The organism is Rhodococcus sp. KB6, assembly GCF_001445685.1.
GTDB classification, from domain to species: Bacteria; Actinomycetota; Actinomycetes; order Mycobacteriales; family Mycobacteriaceae; genus Rhodococcus_F; species Rhodococcus_F qingshengii.
This window is the reverse complement of the sequence record NZ_LNAK01000163.1, coordinates 270,160-289,273: the sequence shown is the minus strand read 5'-3', so window position 1 is coordinate 289,273 and position 19,114 is coordinate 270,160. Positions and strand designations below refer to the sequence as shown.

The window sequence follows — 19,114 nt, the reverse complement described above, 5'->3', positions numbered from 1 at the left end:
GTTTGAGATTACCGTGTCCGGGATTCACCCGAAGACCGTGTCGAAACCGACACACCGCAATCAGTCCGCCTGCAACACCAACTTGCGACCGGGGTCCGGCGACATCGGGACACTGTCACGCTGGAGCATCCACGACGCGATGTTGTGGAACAACGGTGCCGCCGACTGACCGCCGCCGCCGTCCACGCCGCGAACCGGTGCGTCGAGCATGATTCCGATCACGAATCGAGGATTGTCCGCAGGCGCGATTCCCGCGAAGGTGATCCAGTAGTTGGAGTTGGAGTAGCACTTGCACGCGGGATCCACCTGCTGCGCGGTCCCGGTCTTTCCACTGACCTGGTATCCCTCGACGCCCGCGGCAACACCGGTTCCTCGTTGGTTGCCGGTGTCTTCCTGAGTGACCGACCGGAACATGTCCCGAACGGTCGCCGCTGTCTGGGCGCTGACCACCTCGACGCCCTCGGGCTGCGGCGTCTCGGTCCGCGTGCCGGAAGAGTCGACAGTCGACTTCACGATCCGCGGAGGAATTCGCACGCCGTCGTTGGCAATGGCCTGGTACATCCCGGTCATCTGCAGGGTTGTCATCGAGAGACCCTGCCCGATCGGCAGGTTCGCGAAGGTTCCGCCGGACCACTGGTCGCGACTTGGAACGCTGCCCGCGCTCTCGCCGGGAAGTCCGACGTCGGTGCGTTGTCCGAGGCCGAACCTGTTCAGCATGTCTGCGTAGCGATCCTCGCCCACTCGCTGAGCGAGCATCAAGGTGCCGACGTTCGAGGACTTTCCGAATACACCGGTAGAGGTGTACGGGGCCACACCGTGATCCCACGCGTCCTTGACTGTGGCACCGGACATCGTGATGCTGCCCGGGACCTGCAGAACTTCGTCCGGAGTTGTCTTACCGTCCTCGATGGCCGCTGCTGCGGTGACGATCTTGTTCACCGATCCGGGCTCGAACGGCGTACTGACCGACGGATTGCCCATTTCGGCTGTCGGCGCGTTCTTGTCGATGCCGATTGCGGGGTTGAAGGTGCTGTCGTTGGACATGGCCAACACCTGTCCCGTCTTGGAGTCCATGACCACAACCGAAGCGTTCTTTGCGCCCGACTTGTCCTTGGCGATCTGGACCTGCTGCTGAACGTAGAACTGGAGGTCCGAATCGATGGTCAGCTCGACACCCGAACCGTTGACTGCCGGTTGCTTGTCACGCCAGCTGCCGGGGATCACAGCGCCGTCGGAACCGCGGTCGTACGTTTCGGATCCATCGGTTCCGGCGAGCGTGGAGTCCATCGAATCTTCGAGACCGAGCAAACCGTGCCCGTCCCAGCCGGTCGCGCCGACGAGATTCGCGGCCAGAGAGCCACCGGGGTACTCGCGGATGTCCTGACGCTCGAGGCCGACCTCCCGGAACTTGTCCGAGATCTCGGCAGCAACCGCCGGATCCACGCTGCGCGCGAGGTACGTGAAAGTCTCGTTGCTGTTCATCTTCTGAAGCAGATCTTTTTCCGGAACGGTATCGCCGAGCTTGGCGTGGATTCCGGCGGCGATCTCGGCGAGGCGATCGCTCACTTCCGGCGCCTGCTTGTCACCCTCGGCGCCCTGCTCGATGCTCTTGGCGCGCGCTTCCTCGAGTTCCTTGCGTACCCGCACCGGCTGGAAAGTCAGCGCCTTGGCTTCCATGGTGAAGGCGAGGGGGTTTCCGTTGCGATCGGTTATCGAGCCACGTACAGCCGGATCGACCTGCGTCGTGGTTCGTTGATTGGCAGATTCCGCAGCCAGACTCGGCGCGTCGATTCCCTGAATCCACAAGAGCTGCAATGCCGCAACGGCGAGCGCACCACACATGGTGATACGACCGACTCGCTGACGAAACGGAAATGAGGCGGTGGCCGAGCGGCGCGGACGCCGACCGGGGTTGTTACGGGAGTTCTGACTCACCGACGTTCCTCAGGCGGAGCAGGCACCGCCGTCGTGGTGGCGGGTGCTGTCGTCGTGGGGATCACAGGAACCAATTGTTCACTCTGCGCGAGGTTTCGCGTGTTATTCGGAACGCTCGGCGTGGCTCCGGGAGCAACCGGCGTTGTGGTGCGCGGGGGTGTCGCAGTCGGTGCGGGCACCGATGTGGGCGCATCGAGCGGCGGCATAGCTCCGGCAGTCGCGGGAGTCGGCGTTCCGACGACCTCGACCGAACCGTCCGGATGAACTACCAGTCGTGCAGGGTCCTTGGCGGGGACCATGCCGAGAGCGCTTGCCTGATTTGCCAACTCCGGAGCCGAGTTACGCGACTGGAAGTCACGTTCGAGCGCTGCTTTCTGCTCGACCAAAGACTGGTTGTATGCACGTGCATCACTGAGTTGGTACGAATCCTCGGCAGCGCGAGTGGTCAGCAGCAGAGTCACCGCGAGACCGATGGACAGAAGTCCGATGACGGAGGCCACGAACGGCACTCTCCCCTTGAGCATCGCCCGAGGAGAGATAGACGGGCCGGCAGCAGCGACAGTTCCGGTCCGGCCTGCCGCCCGTGCGGTGCGCTTGTCGTATGCACGTTGCGCTGCACCGGATTTGCCCTGACGACTCATGCCCGCCTCCTGGAAATGCGTTCTGCGGCACGCAAACGCACCGGAGCTGATCGTGGGTTCTCTTCGATTTCCTGCTCTGACGCACGTTCTGCGCCACGGGTGAGAATGCGGAACTCCGGTCCCATACCCGGCAACTCGACCGGTAGTCCTTCAGGACTGGTGGACTTCGAGCGGGGAACCAACTCCGCCTTCACAACTCGATCCTCGAGCGACTGGTAGGACATGAACACCACTCGCCCACCGACTGCCAGTGCGTCGAGCCCGGCAGGAACGGCTGCACGAAGCGAATCCAACTCGGCATTGACTTCGATCCGCAGCGCTTGGAAGGTGCGCTTGGCCGGGTGTCCCCCCGTACGCCGCGTGGCTGCCGGGATTGTTCGGTACAGCAATTCGACCAGAGCTGCACTGGTGGTGAAGGGTTCACGCTCACGCTGCCGAAGGATCTCGGACGCAATCTTTCCCGCGAACCGTTCTTCGCCGTACGTGCTCAGAATGCGAGCAAGGTCGCCGTGACTGTAGGTGTTCAGGACCTCTGCCGCGGTCAGCCCGACCGTCTGATCCATCCGCATGTCGAGAGGGGCGTCGATCGAGTACGCAAAACCTCGGTCGGCTTCGTCCAACTGCATCGACGACACACCCAGATCGAAAAGGATCGCGTGAACCGACTCCGTCGACGGTAGACCTGCCTGTTCGAGCGCGTCCTCGATCCCGTCATACGTGGTGTGCACGAACGTCGTTCGGTCCGCGAATGGCGCCAGACGCTCGGAAGCGATCCGGAGTGCGTTGGTGTCGCGATCGAGACCGATGAGGTGAAGGCCCGGGTACTTGCCCAGGAAGAATTCGGAGTGGCCACCGAGCCCCAACGTCGCATCGATCATGTATGCGCCCGCTCCACCGTCACCGACGGCGGTGATGGCAGGGCCGAGAAGATCGTCGGCGCGGTGCAGAAGTACAGGGACGTGCGCGAAGCCATCGGCATCCGAGGGTTCGTTCACCTCGTGATCCACCATGATTGCTCCGGCTCCTACTTTCATGATTTCCGATGACTTTTCGAAAAGGTGCTGACTTTCCGAGAAGGCGATGACTGTTCGAGAAGGCGAATGCTTCGAGGTCCCTGCCCGAAGGAGAACCTGGCGCTGGGGAAGTGCGTCAGGGTCTTTCCGGGCAGAGGCCTCGCGGCATTCGCCGGGGGCTCTTCGCCTAGACGATTTCGCTGAGAGATTCGCCTGTTGCCTGCGAATAGTCCTCTTCGTTGTCTCCGAGATACCTCTCCCAGGCTGCTAGATCCCAGATCTCGAGGTAATCGACGGAGCCGGTCACTACGCATTCCTTGGACAGGTTTGCGTAACGCCGATGATCAGCCGAGAGGGTGATTCGCCCCTGGGCATCGGCGTGCTGTTCATCTGTGCCGGCGGCCAGGGCACGGACATACGCCCGAGCTGCCGGATCATTGCGTGGAGCTGCCGCTGCCTTTCGAGCAAGCTTGACGAACTCGTCCCGGGGGTAGATGGCGAGGCTGTGATCCTGACTCTTGGTGATCATCAATCCTCCTGCCAGTTCGTCTCGGAACTTTGCCGGCAACGTGAGCCGACCTTTGTCGTCGAGCTTCGGCGTGAAGGTACCGAGGAACACTCGACACCTCCTGCGAGCTTGCGCTGAAACCCTCCCTATCGAGCGGATCGTGCTTCAGCTCTCCGCCCGAACCCACAGTACCCCACTTTCCCCCACAAACAAGGAGCACATGGTCCCTATTCAGCATCATTTGCTGATAAATAGCAGGTCAGCGCAGGTGGGGAGACGTGGGGGAAATTTGTAACCGTGTCCCGGCCCACACCGCCGTCAGATCGACCCTTTACGCCACGATCTGTTGCTCCCCCACACAAAATCGCAGTACAAGCGCGGTTTTCGAATAGACGTGAGCGGGACGAGGTCTGGTCGTGCGTTGCAGTTCGACCAGGGTGGAGGAAAGTGGAGGGCCGAGTGGAGCGAAGTGGAGGAAGCCCGCGGGCATGCCCTGAGGCAGCAGGAGTGGCGAGTGATTCGCTCGCACGTCACTGATTCACTCGATGGATTGCCGGCGCACACGTACAACACCCACAGCAACGGCGTGTGGCGGTCGGCAACCTTGGTTGCCGACCGCCACACGTGTGATCGTCCGTGCCCTGAAGAGGGCGTCACGTCCGAACTGCATCACTCTCGAAGTACGCCCGAAGAAGGGCGGGAGAGCTAGTCCTGCTCGAACCTGCGTTTGAATCGATCTTCCATCCGCGACGAGAATCCGCCGCCGGACTTCCGGCCGCGTCCCCGCCCGGATCCGCCGGCACTACCCCTACCCGGCGGACCGGAGGGATGATTGCCACCTTCGGAAGCGGAGTCGGCGGCCGGCGCAGACTTACGTCCACCACCCCAGAGGAACAACACCCCTGCGCCGAACATGAACAAGAAACCGAACAGGCTGATGATCGGAAAACCGCCCGGCTTGAGCGGGAGTGCAACCCCCGCGATCAGCAGGACCAGACCCAGCACGAATAGAGCCGCTGCTTGGAACCGCCGTCTACTCGACGGCGCCCGCATACGGCCGCCCCTCACATTGGAGGCGAACTTGGGGTCTTCGGCATAGAGAGCGCTCTCGATCTGATCGAGCATGCGCTGCTCGTGCTCGGAGAGTGGCACGGTACCTCCCCCGGCACTGGAAGTTTGGCAACCACCCCACGGTGTGAGGCGGCGGGTAATCAAGTTGGACGATTACCTGTTTTCATAATACGAGCAGTTTAGGTCTCGGACCACCAACTCCGGGTACGAGTTCCGCCACAAGCGTACGTATTCGTGCCGAAGGGCCCCGATTCGGCTCCATTTGCCTGTGCGGACCAGGAAATTCCCCGGAAACAACTGCCGACACGGACCATTTGTTCACGACGCTCGCAAATGCTCGGACGCGTCCTGACCGATGAAATCTTCGACCGCCGTGAGAAAACGGCCGACCTCGGCGAAGAATGCGTCGGAATCGGAGTCCGTGATCACGATCGACACGCCGGTTTCCACGGCCGCACGCGTAGCGGACCACCCTGCGAAGAATTTCGACCACGCTCCGAACGCGGGCGCTGCGGCGTCCATCAGAACCCACGCGTTTCCACTTCGCTTGCGCTTCGAGCCGGCACCGGCAGGAGCTGCGGCCAACACTGCCCCGGCACCACGTAGGGCCGCCAGGTAGGCACACCGGAACCGGTCGGCAGGATCGCCCGCCCCAATCGCTTCCTCGAGAAGCGCATCCGCCTTCCGGAGCAGCCCCCACGCCACACCGGACTTTCCCACTCGAGCAGTGCGGTGGCTGGCGTCCGTCGCGCCGAAGGACCGCCTCGCCGACATCGGCAATCGAGAGAAATTGCGGCATCCGACGGACTCGACAACTCGGCAGGAAGAGTTCGTTGGCACTTCACACGTTCAGGCTTCACACGCTCGGACATCGGGGCACCTCCTGCACCGTGAGGATCCAAGACCAGGTGGGCCGGAGATGCCCGCTTCCCTTCGGGCATCTCCGGATCACCCACATCGAACATCTGTTCGACCTATTCAATATAACTGCACCCACCGACACGCCGTCAAGAGAAGAGGTGAGACCGGTCGACCCGCAGATCGCCTGGACACCACATACGGTCGACCTCGATCGCGCAGAATTCGCGAGTCGACTCCACGAGGCACTGGCCGTGTACGTCACCGCGATGGACTATCCGCGAGGAACCGAGTTCCATCGCGCACCGATGTGGCAGGAGCACGCGAACCGGCCTGGCTGGAAGGCAGTCGGCGCTTTGGCGGTTCCTCAGCAACCGTCACACGAAAATCTGCCGCTGGTGGGGATCGCTTACGGGTATCGCGGGAGCCCGGACCAGTGGTGGCATCAACAGGTACTGCACGGGCTTCGGCGCTCGGGTCGTCCCCAGAGCGAGATCGACGCGATTCTGAGCGACTACTTCGAACTCACCGAACTCCACGTGCATCCGAACGGACAAGGTCACCGGTTGGGCGAATCGCTCTTGCGTCACCTCCTCGTCGATCGACCCGAACGCAGTGTTCTGTTGTCGACACCCGAGGTGTACGACGAGGACAACCGAGCCTGGCGGCTGTACCGTCGCCTCGGCTTTTGTGACGTGCTCCGCAGATTTCGTTTTGCCGGCGACAACCGGCCGTTCGCAGTCCTCGGCCGTGGACTCCCGCTGTGAGCGCGCTTCTCGACGCCGTCGTCGTCGGCTCCGGACACAACGCGCTCGTATCGGCCGCCTACCTCGCACGCGAGGGTTGGTCGGTCGAGGTTCTGGAGAAGGACACGGTTCTCGGCGGCGCAGTCTCGACCGTCGAGCGATTTCCCGGATACAAGGTGGACCGGGGGTCGTCGGCACACCTCATGATCCGACACAGCGGCATCATCGAGGAACTCGGACTCGGCGCGCACGGACTGCGCTACATCGACTGTGACCCGTGGGCGTTCGCGCCGCCCGCCCCGGGCACCGACGGGCCGGGCATCGTGTTTCACCGCGACCTCGACGCAACCTGCTGGTCCATCGAACGAGCATGCGGGACAAAGGACGCCGACTCCTACCGGCGATTCGTCGCGGTCTGGTCGGAGCGCAGTCGACATGTCATGAAAGCGTTTTCCGCACCGCCCAGTGGATCGAACCTGATCGGTGCGTTCGGAGGTCTCGCCACCGCACGCGGCAACAGCGAACTGTCTCGGCAGTTCCTCGCGCCTGGCGACGCACTGCTCGACGAGTATTTCGACAGTGAGGCACTCAAAGCAGCGCTTGCGTGGTTCGGCGCCCAGTCCGGGCCTGCGATGTCGGAACCGGGAACCGCTCCGATGGTCGGCTTCGCGGCCCTCATGCACATCTTGCCGCCAGGGCGAGCAGTCGGTGGAAGCGGCGCACTGAGTGCTGCGTTGGCCTCCCGGATGGCTGTCGACGGCGCCACGGTCGCGCTCGGTGACGGCGTGACGTCGATCCGTCGAAACTCGAGTCACTGGACCGCCACAACCGAGAGCGGTCGAGAAGTTCACGCTCGCAAGGTAATCGCCGGGTGCCACATCCTGACCACGCTCGACCTCCTGGGCCGAGGGGGCTTCGACCGAACCACGCTCGATCACTGGCGGCGGAAAATCAGGGTCGGCCCCGGCATCGGCGCGGTACTTCGACTGGCGACATCCGCGCTTCCGTCGTACCGCGGCGACGCCACGACACGGGAAAGTACCTCGGGATTGCAATTACTCGTCTCCGATCGCGCACACTTGCGCACGGCACACGGCGCAGCACTGGCGGGGGAACTTCCTCCTCGCCCTGCGGTTCTCGGAATGAGTTTCAGCGGAATCGATCCCACGATCGCCCCGGCCGGGCGGCATCAGGTGACACTGTGGTCGCAGTGGCAGCCGTATCGCCTCAGCGGACATCGCGATTGGGCATCGGTCGCCGAGGCGGAGGCCGACCGGATCGTCGGCGAGATGGAGGCTTTCGCACCCGGGTTCGCCGATTCCGTCCTCGACCGATTCATTCAGACTCCCCGGGACATCGAGTCGGAATTGGGGATGATCGGCGGAAATGTCATGCACGTCGAGATGTCACTCGATCAGATGATGTTGTGGCGACCGCTTCCGGAACTGTCCGGCCATCGCGTTCCGGGAGCAGACGGGTTGTATCTGACCGGAGCATCGACTCATCCCGGTGGCGGTGTGTCCGGAGCCAGCGGTCGCAGTGCGGCTCGAATCGCACTGTCGGACAGCCGCCAGGGCGCGACTCGTCGTTGGATGCGTCGTTCGAGCAGGTCGTGAAGGTCACCCGCCGAACTTCACCCGCCGACACGCCCCCGCCTCGATGACTGGCTACGCCACGGCTGGCACGATGACCACTGTGCAACAGTCCACCGATCCCGCCGCCAAGCCGACCAGTCGGAAACGTTTCCTGACGGTTGCCGCGCTCGCCCTCATGCTTGTTCCCTTGCTTGCCGGGTGCATCCGCGTGCAGGTGTCGATGGGAGTGTCCGCGAACGATCGTGTGACCGGACAGGTGGTAGCTGCCGCTATTCCGGCGAACGAGGCGGACAAGGGTCCGCAGCTGACCCCACCTTCGTCGCTCGAGGACAAGATACGGGTTCAGGAGTACAAGAAGGACGGGTACGTCGGCAGCCAGGCGTTCTTCAGCGACTTGTCCTTCGGTGACGTCGCCCAACTGGGCTCCATGTACGCCGAGGGGTCCGGGTCGTTCCAGATCACCCTCAAGCGATCCGGGGACACCGTCACGCTCGACGGCAAGGCAGACCTGAAGACGGTTCCAACTCAGGGCGCCGACGTCCAGGTCAGCATCGCCTTCCCGGCACGGGTCGGCACGACCAACGGAACACGAGACGGCGATTCCCGGGTGTCGTGGACCTTGCCCGCCGGCGAGGTGTCCACGATGCGCGCCGAGGTCAACTACGCGGACCCAAGCACCCGAAGCTTCGCCGGGTGGGCAGGAATCATGGCCGGGCTGGCGCTCGGTGTCGCGATTGTCGTCGGTGCAATGGCCTGGATGGCGCGCAATCGAGCACCGATCAAGCGCGCGCCGGCCGCGAAAGCACCGGTCATGAAGACGCCTGTCACGAAATCACCTGCCAGCAAGCAAGCTGACAACAGGAATCCGAAAAACACCACGAAGTAGCGCCTGGCGATTGCCCCCCTCGATTGGTGTCGAGCGGGGCAACGGGATCAGACGGCTTGTGCTGTCCCGACAGAGGTGTCGGGGGTGAGACCGAGTCGCTCGAGGACCTCACTGGTGGCGCGCGCAAAGTTCAAAGTGATGAAGTGCAGGCACGGAGCGCCTTCAGCGATCAACCGCTCACCCATCTCGGTGGCCAGATCGATGCCGAGTTCGCGGACCGCTGCACGGTTCTCGTCCGGACCGCTTCCGGCCGCGGCGTCGAATCGACGCTCGAGAGCGGGGGGCAATGACGAGCCCGAGAGCTCGAGCATGCGCCGCACCGAGCGTAGCGACGTCACCGGCATGATCTCCGGGATGATCGGCTTGGCGCCCTGTTCTGCGTCGTACGCACTCACCCGGTCACGAAGACGCAGGTAGTCCTCCACGTCGAAGAACATCTGTGTGATCGAGTACTCGGCGCCGGCACGCAACTTCGACACCAGGTACTTCGTGTCGTACGCCAAGTCCGGAGCGCGATAGTGCCCCTCGGGGAACGACGCGACGCCGACGTGGAAGTCGCCCAGGTCACGGACCATCCGTACGAGTTCCTCGGCGTACTCGACGCCTTCGGGATGCTTCTTCCATTCGCCGAGCGGATCGCCGGGCGGATCGCCGCGCAATACGAGGATGTTGCTGATCCCACGATCGGCGTAGGCACCGACCATGGCGCGAAGCTCTTCGGTGCTGTGTGAGACAGCAGTCAGGTGAGCAACCGGCAGCAGGGTCGTCTCTTCGGCAAGTTCGCCGGTGACACGCACCGTACGATCGCGCGTCGAGCCACCTGCGCCGTAGGTCATCGAGACGAACGCCGGTCCGAGCCGCTCGAAGGTACGCACCGCACGCCACAGGCGCGCTTCGGCGTCCGCGTCACGCGGCGGCGAAAACTCGACCGAGAACGGAATACGGCTACCTGTCGAGGAAGCGATCCGATCGACGATCGACGGTGTTCGGGTGGCCCACCCCTCGCTGGAGCGGCCCCTGACTGGATCGAATGTCACCGGTCAAGCATATGTTTTCCAGCTGCAAACAAGCTCATCGCCCAGTACTGCGTATCCCGAATGTCAGGATCGCGCAGTTCACGGCCCGACCCGCCGTTGATTCCAACCCCTACTAAGCTGGGCCCCAAGCTCGCTTCCGTGTAACCATCCGGCGCGAGAACATACCGATCTTGGAGGCCACCCTGTCCGCAGGAACCGCGCGCGTTGGACAGAGTTCGACCAACACCGCACCGCATCCGACCTCACTCGAACTGCCAGGTCTGTTCGAAGCAGCGCTCCGCGACTTCTTCGCTTCACGCCGCGAACTCGTCTCGAACATAGGCGGTGGATACGAGGAGGCCGTCAGCACCCTCGAGGCCTTCGTCCTGCGCGGAGGAAAGCGCGTCCGACCGTCGTTCGCCTGGACGGGATGGCTCGGCGCCGGAGGCGACCCGAACGGTAAGGGCGCAGACGCGGTGATTCGTGCGTGCGCCGCCCTCGAACTGGTGCAGGCCTGCGCGCTCGTCCACGACGACATCATCGACGCATCCACGACCAGGCGCGGCTTCCCGACCGTTCATGTCGAATTCGAGGACCAGCACCGAGACGAGGAGTGGAGCGGCGATTCCGCGCACTTCGGCGAGGCCGTCGCCATTCTTCTCGGCGACCTGGCCTTGGCCTGGGCGGACGACATGATCCGAGAATCCGGGATCAGCCCCGAGGCGGCCGCACGAGTGAGCCCGGTCTGGTCGGCAATGCGCACCGAGGTGCTCGGTGGCCAATTCCTCGACATCAGCAATGAAGCCCGAGGCGACGAGACCGTCGAGGCAGCCATGCGGGTCAACCGCTACAAGACCGCCGCGTACACGATCGAACGCCCACTGCACCTCGGCGCCGCGCTGTTCGGTGCGGACGCCGAGTTGGTCGACGCCTACCGGACCTTCGGCACGGACATCGGTATCGCCTTCCAACTTCGCGACGACCTGCTCGGTGTCTTCGGAGATCCGTCCGTCACGGGCAAACCGTCGGGCGACGATCTCATCGCCGGTAAGCGAACTGTCCTGTTCGCGATGGCGCTTGCCCGCGCCGACGCCGCAGATCCGGCGGCAGCAGAACTGCTCCGCAACGGAATCGGCACGCAGCTGACCGACACCGAGGTCGACACTCTGCGCCAGGTGATCACCGATCTGGGCGCCGTCACCGACGTCGAAACGCAGATCGACACCCTCGTCGAGGCAGCTGCGAACGCCCTCGACTCGAGCACGGCAACGGCAGAGTCCAAGGCTCGCCTGACCGACATGGCGATCGCGGCCACGAAGCGAAGCTACTGACCGTGGCACACGTGCACCGCACTCGAACCGTCAGCTCGCCGACCGATCGAGTCGTGATCGTCGGCGCGGGACTTGCCGGACTGTCTGCGGGGTTGTATATGCGTGGCGCCGGCCGCGACGTCACGATTCTCGAGAGCAACAGCTCGGTCGGTGGGCGAGTCGGTGTCTACCAGGGCAATGACTACAGCATCGACAACGGCGCAACGGTGCTCACGATGCCCGAACTCGTCGAAGACGCCCTTGCGGCCGTCGGCGCCGACCCAGCCTCGACAAACCCCAAATTCGTTGTGCACAAGCTCGATCCGACGTACCACGCGCGATTCGCAGACGGCACCGCTCTCGATGTCCACGCCGACCCAGAAGACATGGCTGCCGAAGTCTCCCGTGTCTGCGGGCCGGAAGAAGCGCAGCGATACCGTGCGTTGCGGCGATGGCTGAACCGGATCTTCGACGCGGAATTCGACCGCTTCATGGACGCCGACTTCGATTCTCCCCTCGGACTGGTCAATTCGCGTGACGCAGTCAAAGATCTGAGCCGGCTCGTCGCACTGGGAGGATTCGGGAAACTGGGCGGGCAGGTGGATCGCAAGATCCGCGACCCTCGCCTCCGGCGGATCTTCACCTTCCAAGCGCTGTATGCGGGCGTTGCTCCGTCTCGGGCCCTCGCGGTGTACGGGGCGATCGCTCACATGGACACCTCACTCGGCGTCTACTTCCCCGAGGGCGGGATGCGCACGATCGCCGAGTCGATGGCCGACGCCTTCACCGAGGCCGGCGGAATTCTGCATCTCGGCCGCACTGTCGAACGCCTCGAGGTGAGCGGACGGCGCGTGCACACCGTTCACACACGCGACGGCGAGCGCTTCGACTGTGACGCCGCCGTCCTCACTCCCGACATGGCCGTCACGGACTCGCTCTTGCGCCCACATACGCGATTGCGTCCGCGCCCGGTGCGTACATCGCCGTCCGCTGTCGTGATTCACGGCACTGTTTCCTCCGCGGTCGCCGACGAATGGCCCGCGCAGCGACACCACATGATCGACTTCGGCGAGGCGTGGAAGCGTACCTTCGCCGAGATCACGGCACGCCGCGGCCGCGGGCGACTGATGAGTGATCCGTCACTGCTCGTCACCCGACCGGCACAGACCGATCCGAGCCTGGCCTTCTCGCGAGACGGCCGAATCCGTGAACCGCTGTCAGTCCTCGCGCCGTGTCCGAATCTGGACAGTGCAAGTCTCGACTGGTCGACTCTCGGCCCGCCCTACGTGCGCGAAATCATCCTCACGCTGCAAGAACGTGGCTACACGGGACTGGTCGAAGGGTTCGAGATCGATCACGTCGACACCCCGCAGACCTGGCTCGAGAAGGGCATGGCCGCGGGTAGCCCGTTCGCAGCGGCACACACCTTCACCCAGACGGGGCCGTTCCGACGCAAGAACCTCGCCCGCGGCTTCGACAACGTCGTTCTCGCCGGATCGGGAACCGTTCCGGGGGTGGGAGTACCGACCGTTCTGCTGTCCGGACGGCTCGCCGCCGAACGTATTACCGGTACACGCGAGCGAGCCAGCGCGGTGGGCACTCGTGCGAGCAACTAAACTAGCCCCTCGTAACCGACCATTCATCCACGATTCACCGACTCGGGCGCAGCATGCGCCGATCGACACCGATCTCCTCGGGGGAGGAACCTGCACCGATGACGTCCTCTGCCGCAGCCACTGAAAGACCGTGGCACCTAAGGGCCGCCAATTTCCTTCGGACTCCCGAAGGTCACAGTGCACTGCTCGGTTTCTTCGGCGCAGTCATGATCACTTTCGGCGGATTCGGTGCCGGTAGCGTCCGGCGCCAAGATCCGCTGCTCGAGTCGATGCATCTGTCCTGGCTCCGTTTCGGCCACGGATCGATTCTGTCGGCGGCCATCGTCTGGATCGGTGTCCTGTGCATGATCGCCGCCTGGGTTCGACTGGGCCGCTCGACTCTGCGCGGTGACGTCTCGTTGCGCGGATTGCGCTACGTCGTCCCGGTCTGGACGTTTCCGCTGCTGTTCGCGGTGCCCATGTTCAGCCGTGACGCCTACTCCTACCTGGCGCAAGGCGCGTTGTTGCGCAACGGCTTCGACCCGTATGCCGTCGGCCCCGTCGTCAATCCGGGAATCCTGCTCGACAACGTCTCCAACGTGTGGACGACGACAACTACCCCGTACGGTCCGGTTCACCTTCTCCTTGCCGACGCCATCGTTCGGCTGACCGGTGAGAACGTCATCGCCGGCACGATGCTGTTGCGGATCACGATGCTCCCCGGACTCGCCCTGATGATGTGGGCCGTTCCCCATCTCGCGACGAAGCTCGGCGGAAACACCTCGATCGCCCTGTGGCTCGCAGTACTCAATCCCCTCGTCCTGATCCACCTGATCGGCGGCGTTCACAACGAGATGCTCATGGTCGGCCTCATGGCCGCAGGCATTGCGCTCGCTCTCGAACGCAAGCACCTCTTCGGGATCGGGCTGATCGCGCTTGCCGTCGCGATCAAGGCAACCGCAGGCGTCGCACTTCCCTTCATAGTCTGGATCTGGATGATCCATGAGCGGGAGGACGCCGCAGCGGCCGGGCGAGAACCGGCGTCACCGATCCGATCGTTCGTCAAAACGGCCGGCGCAGGTTTCGCGGTGTTCGTGGCGGTACTCGGATCCACCTCACTGATCGCCGGAGTCGGCCTCGGCTGGACGACGGCACTCTCCGGTTCGGCAAAGATCATCAACTGGCTCTCGCTGCCCACGATCGTGGCGCACATCGGAACCATGGCAACCTCCTGGTTCGCCGGCGACCATTTCAACGACATCCTCGAAGTCTCCCGGACCATCTCGGCGGTTGTGTTGATCGCGATCATCGCCGTCGTGTGGTGGCGCTACCGCAAGACCGAGCGCGACGCCGTCATGGGCATCGTGATCGTGATGGTCGCCATCGTCGTTCTGTCCCCCGCAGCACTCCCCTGGTACTACTCCTGGCCGCTGGCAGTAGCTGCCGGTTTCGCAATGTCGCCGACGACTCTCGCCGTACTGACCGGGCTGTCCACCTGGCTGATGCTGGTGTTCCAGCCGGACGGATCGATCGGCCTGTACACCTTCCCGCACGTGGCTCTGGCCATCGTCGCTGCCGTGATCGCGGCGATGTCCTTGCAGACGGAAGATCCACTGCGACTTCGTGGACGCAAACACGAGAAACCGATCGAAATGACGTCAGCCGCCTCGGCGCCCTCGACGTCAGGATCTGCGTGATCCGCGTGTCATGAACGCACTGCCTGCGTCCTATGAATTCTGCGAGGGCGTGACGAGGGAACACGGCCGAACGTACTTTCTGGCCACCCGGTTGTTGCCCGTACCTCGACGCCGCGCAGTTCACGCGCTCTACGCATTTGCTCGCGTCGTCGACGACGTCGTGGACGAACCCTCGGGTCCGCATGAACGAGGCACGGTGCTCGCCGACGTCGAACGTGCAGCCGTCAACGCACTCGACAACCCCACTGCGACAGGTGGCTTCCCGTCGACGGTTCCCCTCGACCTGACACGCGTACTCCCGGCCTTCGCGGATGCTGTGAAGACGTTCGACATCCCGCGCGCATATTTCGACGCCTTCTTCGAGTCCATGCGGATGGACGCCCCCGACACGGCGAAGTTTCGACCCGTTTACAACACGATGGACGAACTCAGCGAGTACATGTACGGCTCTGCCGTCGTCATCGGTTTGCAGATGCTCCCGATTCTCGGAGTGAGCGTTCCGCAGCAGGAAGCGGTAGTGCCCGCGTCGAATCTCGGTGAGGCGTTTCAGCTGACCAACTTCATCCGCGACGTCGGTGAAGACCTCGACCGGGGACGTCTGTATCTACCGGCAGGCGAGTTCGCCGCATTCGGGGTCGACATCGAGATGCTCGAGCACGGGCGCAGAACCGGAACGGTGGACGTTCGGGTCAAGCGCGCGCTGGCGCACTTCATTGCCGTGACGCGGGGGCGGTATCGGTCTGCCGAATCTGGCATCCCGATGCTCGATCGGCGGGTCCAGCCGTCGATCCGCACGGCTTTCGTGTTGTACGGAGCAATTCTCGACCAGGTCGAGCGCGCCGACTTCCGGATACTGCATCGACGTGTGTCCGTTCCCGGACGCACGCGACTTCGAGTCGCTGCGCCGGGTCTGGTCCGGTCGGCAACCTACGCGGCGAAAAACCGCATGCGGTGAGTTGTCAGAAGGCCGGCAGCTCAGAAAGCCATGGCCTGTGCGCGGCGGATGACCTCACGCGCGAGATCACCATGCAGTGCGTCCACCGGGCGCCCCGGCAGGGAATCGTCGGCCAGGAACAACCAGCGGAGGATTTCGACATCGGTGTAGCCGCCGTCGTGCAGCACCGCCAGCAGACCGGGCAGCCACTTGACGATCTGGCCGTCCTCGCCGAAGAACACTTCGGGGACACCGAGAACGCCATGCCGCTTGACTGCGATGATCTTGTGATCGCGAAGCAACTGGTGAACCTTGCTCACCGGCAACCCGACGTTCTTCGCCACATCCACCAGCTGGAACAGGGAAACCGAAGAATCCAGGACATCATCACAATAAGGAATCGCGCTCACCGCGAGAAGTTTATCCGGTCCGGCGAGCCCGCTGTGTACCGCCCGGTGCAGTGCTCGAAACTGCCGCTCCGCTCAGGTCACAGCGCTCTGTGACGTTCTCGAGACTTCCGCGTCGGTATCGCTGGCTACGATGGACGGGATGCGGCGTATCAGTAACCGGGATTTCGCGGTGGATGTAAATGGGTGCCCTCACTGCGGGAGCCAGTACGCGGTAAACAACCACCCACATGCCGACAGCTACCACCTAGACCGCAAGCAGACAGATCGCAAGCACGGAGGAACAGTCATTACGGAGGTCGAGGGTTGATCGGCGAAATGCTCGAGCGCCGCTATCGAGTGGACGCACCGATCGCGCGCGGCGGTATGTCGACCGTGTATCGAGGCCTCGATACACGGTTGGATCGACCTGTCGCGATCAAGGTGATGGACCCGCAATTCGCCGGCGATCCAGCGTTCCTGACTCGTTTCGAGTTCGAGGCCCGGGCCGTGGCCCGACTCAAGCATCCGGCCCTTGTGGCCGTCTACGACCAAGGCAGCGATCGCAATCACGTGTTCCTCGTGATGGAACTCGTCGACGGTGGAACCTTGCGTGAACTCCTTCGTGAGCGCGGACCGATGCCGCCACACGCAGTCGCTGCAGTCGTGGCACCTGTCCTGGACGCGTTGGCGGTGGCGCATCGAGCGGGACTGGTTCACCGTGACGTCAAACCCGAGAACATCTTGATCTCGGACACCGGCGAAGTGAAGATCGCCGACTTCGGATTGGTGCGTGCAGCTGCGGCAGCAACCACCACCTCCAACAGCGTGATCCTCGGCACCGCGGCCTATCTGTCGCCGGAACAGGTGACGTCAGGAATTGCCGACACTCGAAGCGACGTCTACTCGACCGGCGTGTTGATGTTCGAACTTCTCACCGGTACAACACCGTTCACCGGCGATACGTCACTCTCCATCGCCTACCAACGCATCCACGACGATGTCCCGCGCCCAGGTTCACGTATCCCCGGTGTACCGGCGCAGTTCGATCGTCTGGTCGCCGAAGCCACTCACCGCGAGCCCGCACATCGTTTCGCCGACGCCGGTGAGATGGCAGCTGCACTTCGCAGTGTGAGCGAGCAACTGGAACTTCCGTCATACCGCGTTCCCGCTCCGCGTCGAAGCGCCCAGCACCAGAGCGCGCAAGTTGCCCCGGCCCGGCCACAACCGGCGCCTGCGCCTCCCACGGAGGTACACCCGAACTCTGCTGCGCGCCCGAACCCCGCTGCCACGACGGTATTGGCGTCCGGCGTGGCCCCGGCTGTGGCAGCCACCACGGCGCTCGGCACGGGCTCTCCTCCCCCTGGCGGTATCCAGCACACTCGCGCGGTCACCACACAAACTGCTCGTCCGGCGACGGTCGACGGCGACTCGGATTTCGACGACGGTTCCGATTTCGGCGACGACCACCCGGGGCACGACGATCCGCATGCTCATTTTGTCGAGGCACGTCGTAAATCGCGACGAGCCACCCTGATCTGGCTGCTCGTCATCGCGGTCCTCGCGCTCGCGTTGGGCTTCGGCGGATGGTGGATGGGCTCGGGCCGCTATACAGCTGTTCCCTCGATCGACGGGCTGACCAAGGACACTGCGGTCACCGCTCTGCAGGACGCCGGGCTCTCCCCCGACGTACAGGGTCAGTACTCCGACGCCCAACCCATCGACACGGTGATCGGGACAGACCCGGCCTCCGGCTCGAGGGTTACCAAAGGCTCGACCGTCGCGCTGCTGACTTCGCTCGGGCGTCCGACTGTCCCGCCCATTCCGGCCGGCGGCGACGTCTCGGCCCTGGGCGCACAACTCGCCGACCGCACTCTCGTCGCGGTCGACGGCGGGGACACATTCAGCTCCAAGATCCCGATCGGCGGCGTGGCCGCGCTCGACCCGGCACCGGGAACCGAAGTTGCCGTGGGCTCCTCGGTCAAGGTCATCACATCCAAAGGGTCACCGCCCGTGGACATTCCCGATGTGAAGGGCATGTCCGAGAACGCTGCGCGCGCCGCCCTCGACAAGGTAGGCATCTCAGTCAGCACCACCAGAACAACGTTCGACGACGCCGTCGAGGGCGGTAGCGTAATCGGCACCGATCCCGCAGTCGGGTCCTCCGTCAACGCCGGCACCTCCGTGGTTCTCCTCATCTCCGACTCCGTCAAGGTTCCCTCGCTGATCGGCCGCTCCGTCTCCTCAGCACGCGAAGAACTCGGCCGCCTCGGCCTCGAGATCACCGTGCGTCAGCTCACCCAGAACGACAGCTCGGTCATCATCAGCCAGAGCGTCAAGAACGACCTCGTTGCCAAGGGCACCGACATCAGCGTCGTCGCAATTCCCTGACAGTCCGCTTCGGCCTAATCTGAATTCATGGCCACGTGGGAACCCGAGAGCATTGGGATACTCGACTTGCCGTCGGGGAGATCGATTCGGGGTCGAGGACTCCGCAATCCACTTCCTTCCGGACCTCTCCCCACCTTCGGCGTCTATCTGACCGGCAAAGAACCTCCCGACACCGAATGGGAGTCGGAGTGGGTCCGCTGGCGAGATTTCTGGTTGCCGAGCGATCCCGATGCGCTGCGCAGGGCCTTGCACGAAGTGTGGGTGCGCTCGGAAACCGAAAGAGTCGAGATCGCTTGTGGTGGTGGATACGGCCGCACCGGAACAGCGTTGGCCGCTCTTGCCGTCATGGACGGAGTGCCCAGTAAGGACGCCACCGCGTACGTTCGCGCACGTTACTCACCTCGCGCCGTCGAAATGCCCTGGCAGCGCCGATTCGTCACACGATTCACGCAATAGCGAACGCCCCCACCTGCGCGAGCGGGTGAGGGCGTTTGCCGAAAATCTATGCCGGCGCGAATCAGCTTCGGCGAAG

18 protein-coding genes are annotated in these 19,114 nt (G+C 63.8%); 10 read left to right on the top strand and 8 right to left on the bottom strand.

Going from position 1 to position 19,114, the window contains the following annotated elements:
- Positions 1–60 precede the first annotated feature (60 nt).
- The 4 genes from ASU23_RS32330 to mraZ form a co-directional block, all read right to left on the bottom strand.
- On the bottom strand, positions 61–1,935 hold the full coding sequence (locus ASU23_RS32330) for a penicillin-binding protein 2 (protein WP_003941764.1): 1,875 nt from the start codon (positions 1,933–1,935) through the stop codon (positions 61–63).
- On the bottom strand, positions 1,932–2,576 hold the full coding sequence (locus ASU23_RS32325; protein ID WP_003941715.1) for a hypothetical protein: 645 nt from the start codon (positions 2,574–2,576) through the stop codon (positions 1,932–1,934). Before ASU23_RS32325 ends, ASU23_RS32330 begins: the two co-directional genes overlap by 4 nt.
- On the bottom strand, positions 2,573–3,586 hold the full coding sequence (gene rsmH, locus ASU23_RS32320; protein ID WP_007730079.1) for a 16S rRNA (cytosine(1402)-N(4))-methyltransferase RsmH: 1,014 nt from the start codon (positions 3,584–3,586) through the stop codon (positions 2,573–2,575). Before rsmH ends, ASU23_RS32325 begins: the two co-directional genes overlap by 4 nt.
- Before the next feature lie 190 nt (positions 3,587–3,776).
- On the bottom strand, positions 3,777–4,208 hold the full coding sequence (mraZ, locus tag ASU23_RS32315) for a division/cell wall cluster transcriptional repressor MraZ (protein WP_003941779.1): 432 nt from the start codon (positions 4,206–4,208) through the stop codon (positions 3,777–3,779).
- A 403-nt stretch (positions 4,209–4,611) separates the two neighbouring features.
- On the opposite strand from mraZ, the gene ASU23_RS34555 reads away from it, so the two are divergent.
- The gene (locus ASU23_RS34555; protein WP_058039513.1) at positions 4,612–4,806 is read left to right on the top strand and encodes a hypothetical protein; all 195 of its coding nucleotides are present in this window, start codon (positions 4,612–4,614) and stop codon (positions 4,804–4,806) included.
- Here the strand turns inward: ASU23_RS34555 and ASU23_RS32305 are convergent.
- Complete coding sequence (locus ASU23_RS32305; RefSeq protein ID WP_003941660.1) at positions 4,803–5,249, bottom strand: DUF3040 domain-containing protein; 447 nt, start codon at positions 5,247–5,249, stop codon at positions 4,803–4,805. The genes ASU23_RS34555 and ASU23_RS32305 overlap by 4 nt on opposite strands.
- A 237-nt stretch (positions 5,250–5,486) precedes the next feature.
- Positions 5,487–5,942 carry an SAV_6107 family HEPN domain-containing protein gene (locus tag ASU23_RS33660; protein WP_253741567.1) on the bottom strand — a complete coding sequence of 152 codons (456 nt, stop codon included), beginning with the start codon at positions 5,940–5,942 and terminating at the stop codon, positions 5,487–5,489.
- A 245-nt stretch (positions 5,943–6,187) separates the two neighbouring features.
- On the opposite strand from ASU23_RS33660, the gene ASU23_RS32295 reads away from it, so the two are divergent.
- The 3 genes from ASU23_RS32295 (at position 6,188) to ASU23_RS32285 (ending at position 9,253) form a co-directional block, all read left to right on the top strand.
- Complete coding sequence (locus ASU23_RS32295; RefSeq protein WP_042452829.1) at positions 6,188–6,793, top strand: N-acetyltransferase; 606 nt, start codon at positions 6,188–6,190, stop codon at positions 6,791–6,793.
- Complete coding sequence (locus ASU23_RS32290; protein ID WP_058039458.1) at positions 6,790–8,388, top strand: NAD(P)/FAD-dependent oxidoreductase; 1,599 nt, start codon at positions 6,790–6,792, stop codon at positions 8,386–8,388. Before ASU23_RS32295 ends, ASU23_RS32290 begins: the two co-directional genes overlap by 4 nt.
- 70 nt (positions 8,389–8,458) lie before the next feature.
- Positions 8,459–9,253, top strand: coding sequence for a hypothetical protein (locus ASU23_RS32285; RefSeq protein ID WP_063892119.1), 795 nt, complete (start codon positions 8,459–8,461; stop codon positions 9,251–9,253).
- Positions 9,254–9,300: 47 nt separating this feature from the next.
- Here the strand turns inward: ASU23_RS32285 and ASU23_RS32280 are convergent, their stop codons facing one another.
- Positions 9,301–10,290 (bottom strand): methylenetetrahydrofolate reductase, encoded by a 990-nt coding sequence (locus tag ASU23_RS32280; protein WP_003941803.1) that lies wholly within the window; start codon positions 10,288–10,290, stop codon positions 9,301–9,303.
- Between the two features lie 170 nt (positions 10,291–10,460).
- Between ASU23_RS32280 and ASU23_RS32275 the strand changes: the two genes are divergently transcribed.
- The 4 genes from ASU23_RS32275 to ASU23_RS32260 all read left to right on the top strand — a co-directional run bounded on the left by ASU23_RS32275 (position 10,461) and on the right by ASU23_RS32260 (position 15,826).
- Positions 10,461–11,600, top strand: a complete 1,140-nt coding sequence (locus ASU23_RS32275; protein ID WP_080726734.1) for a polyprenyl synthetase family protein — start codon at positions 10,461–10,463, stop codon at positions 11,598–11,600.
- Between the two features lie 2 nt (positions 11,601–11,602).
- Positions 11,603–13,195, top strand: a complete 1,593-nt coding sequence (gene crtI, locus ASU23_RS32270; RefSeq protein ID WP_058039457.1) for a phytoene desaturase family protein — start codon at positions 11,603–11,605, stop codon at positions 13,193–13,195.
- Between the two features lie 98 nt (positions 13,196–13,293).
- Positions 13,294–14,871: an alpha-(1->6)-mannopyranosyltransferase A gene (locus tag ASU23_RS32265; RefSeq protein WP_003941737.1), complete on the top strand. Its 1,578-nt coding sequence runs from the start codon at positions 13,294–13,296 to the stop codon at positions 14,869–14,871.
- A 10-nt stretch (positions 14,872–14,881) separates the two neighbouring features.
- Positions 14,882–15,826, top strand: coding sequence for a phytoene/squalene synthase family protein (locus ASU23_RS32260; RefSeq protein ID WP_058039456.1), 945 nt, complete (start codon positions 14,882–14,884; stop codon positions 15,824–15,826).
- A gap of 20 nt (positions 15,827–15,846) precedes the next feature.
- Here the strand turns inward: ASU23_RS32260 and ASU23_RS32255 are convergent, their stop codons facing one another.
- Positions 15,847–16,215: an Rv2175c family DNA-binding protein gene (locus tag ASU23_RS32255; protein WP_003941747.1), complete on the bottom strand. Its 369-nt coding sequence runs from the start codon at positions 16,213–16,215 to the stop codon at positions 15,847–15,849.
- Between the two features lie 303 nt (positions 16,216–16,518).
- On the opposite strand from ASU23_RS32255, the gene pknB reads away from it, so the two are divergent.
- Entirely contained in the window at positions 16,519–18,582 is a 2,064-nt protein-coding gene (gene pknB / locus ASU23_RS32250) for a Stk1 family PASTA domain-containing Ser/Thr kinase (protein WP_082654851.1), read from the top strand.
- Positions 18,583–18,609: 27 nt separating this feature from the next.
- Positions 18,610–19,038, top strand: coding sequence for a protein-tyrosine phosphatase family protein (locus tag ASU23_RS32245; protein WP_003941706.1), 429 nt, complete (start codon positions 18,610–18,612; stop codon positions 19,036–19,038).
- Positions 19,039–19,114: the final 76 nt, after the last annotated feature.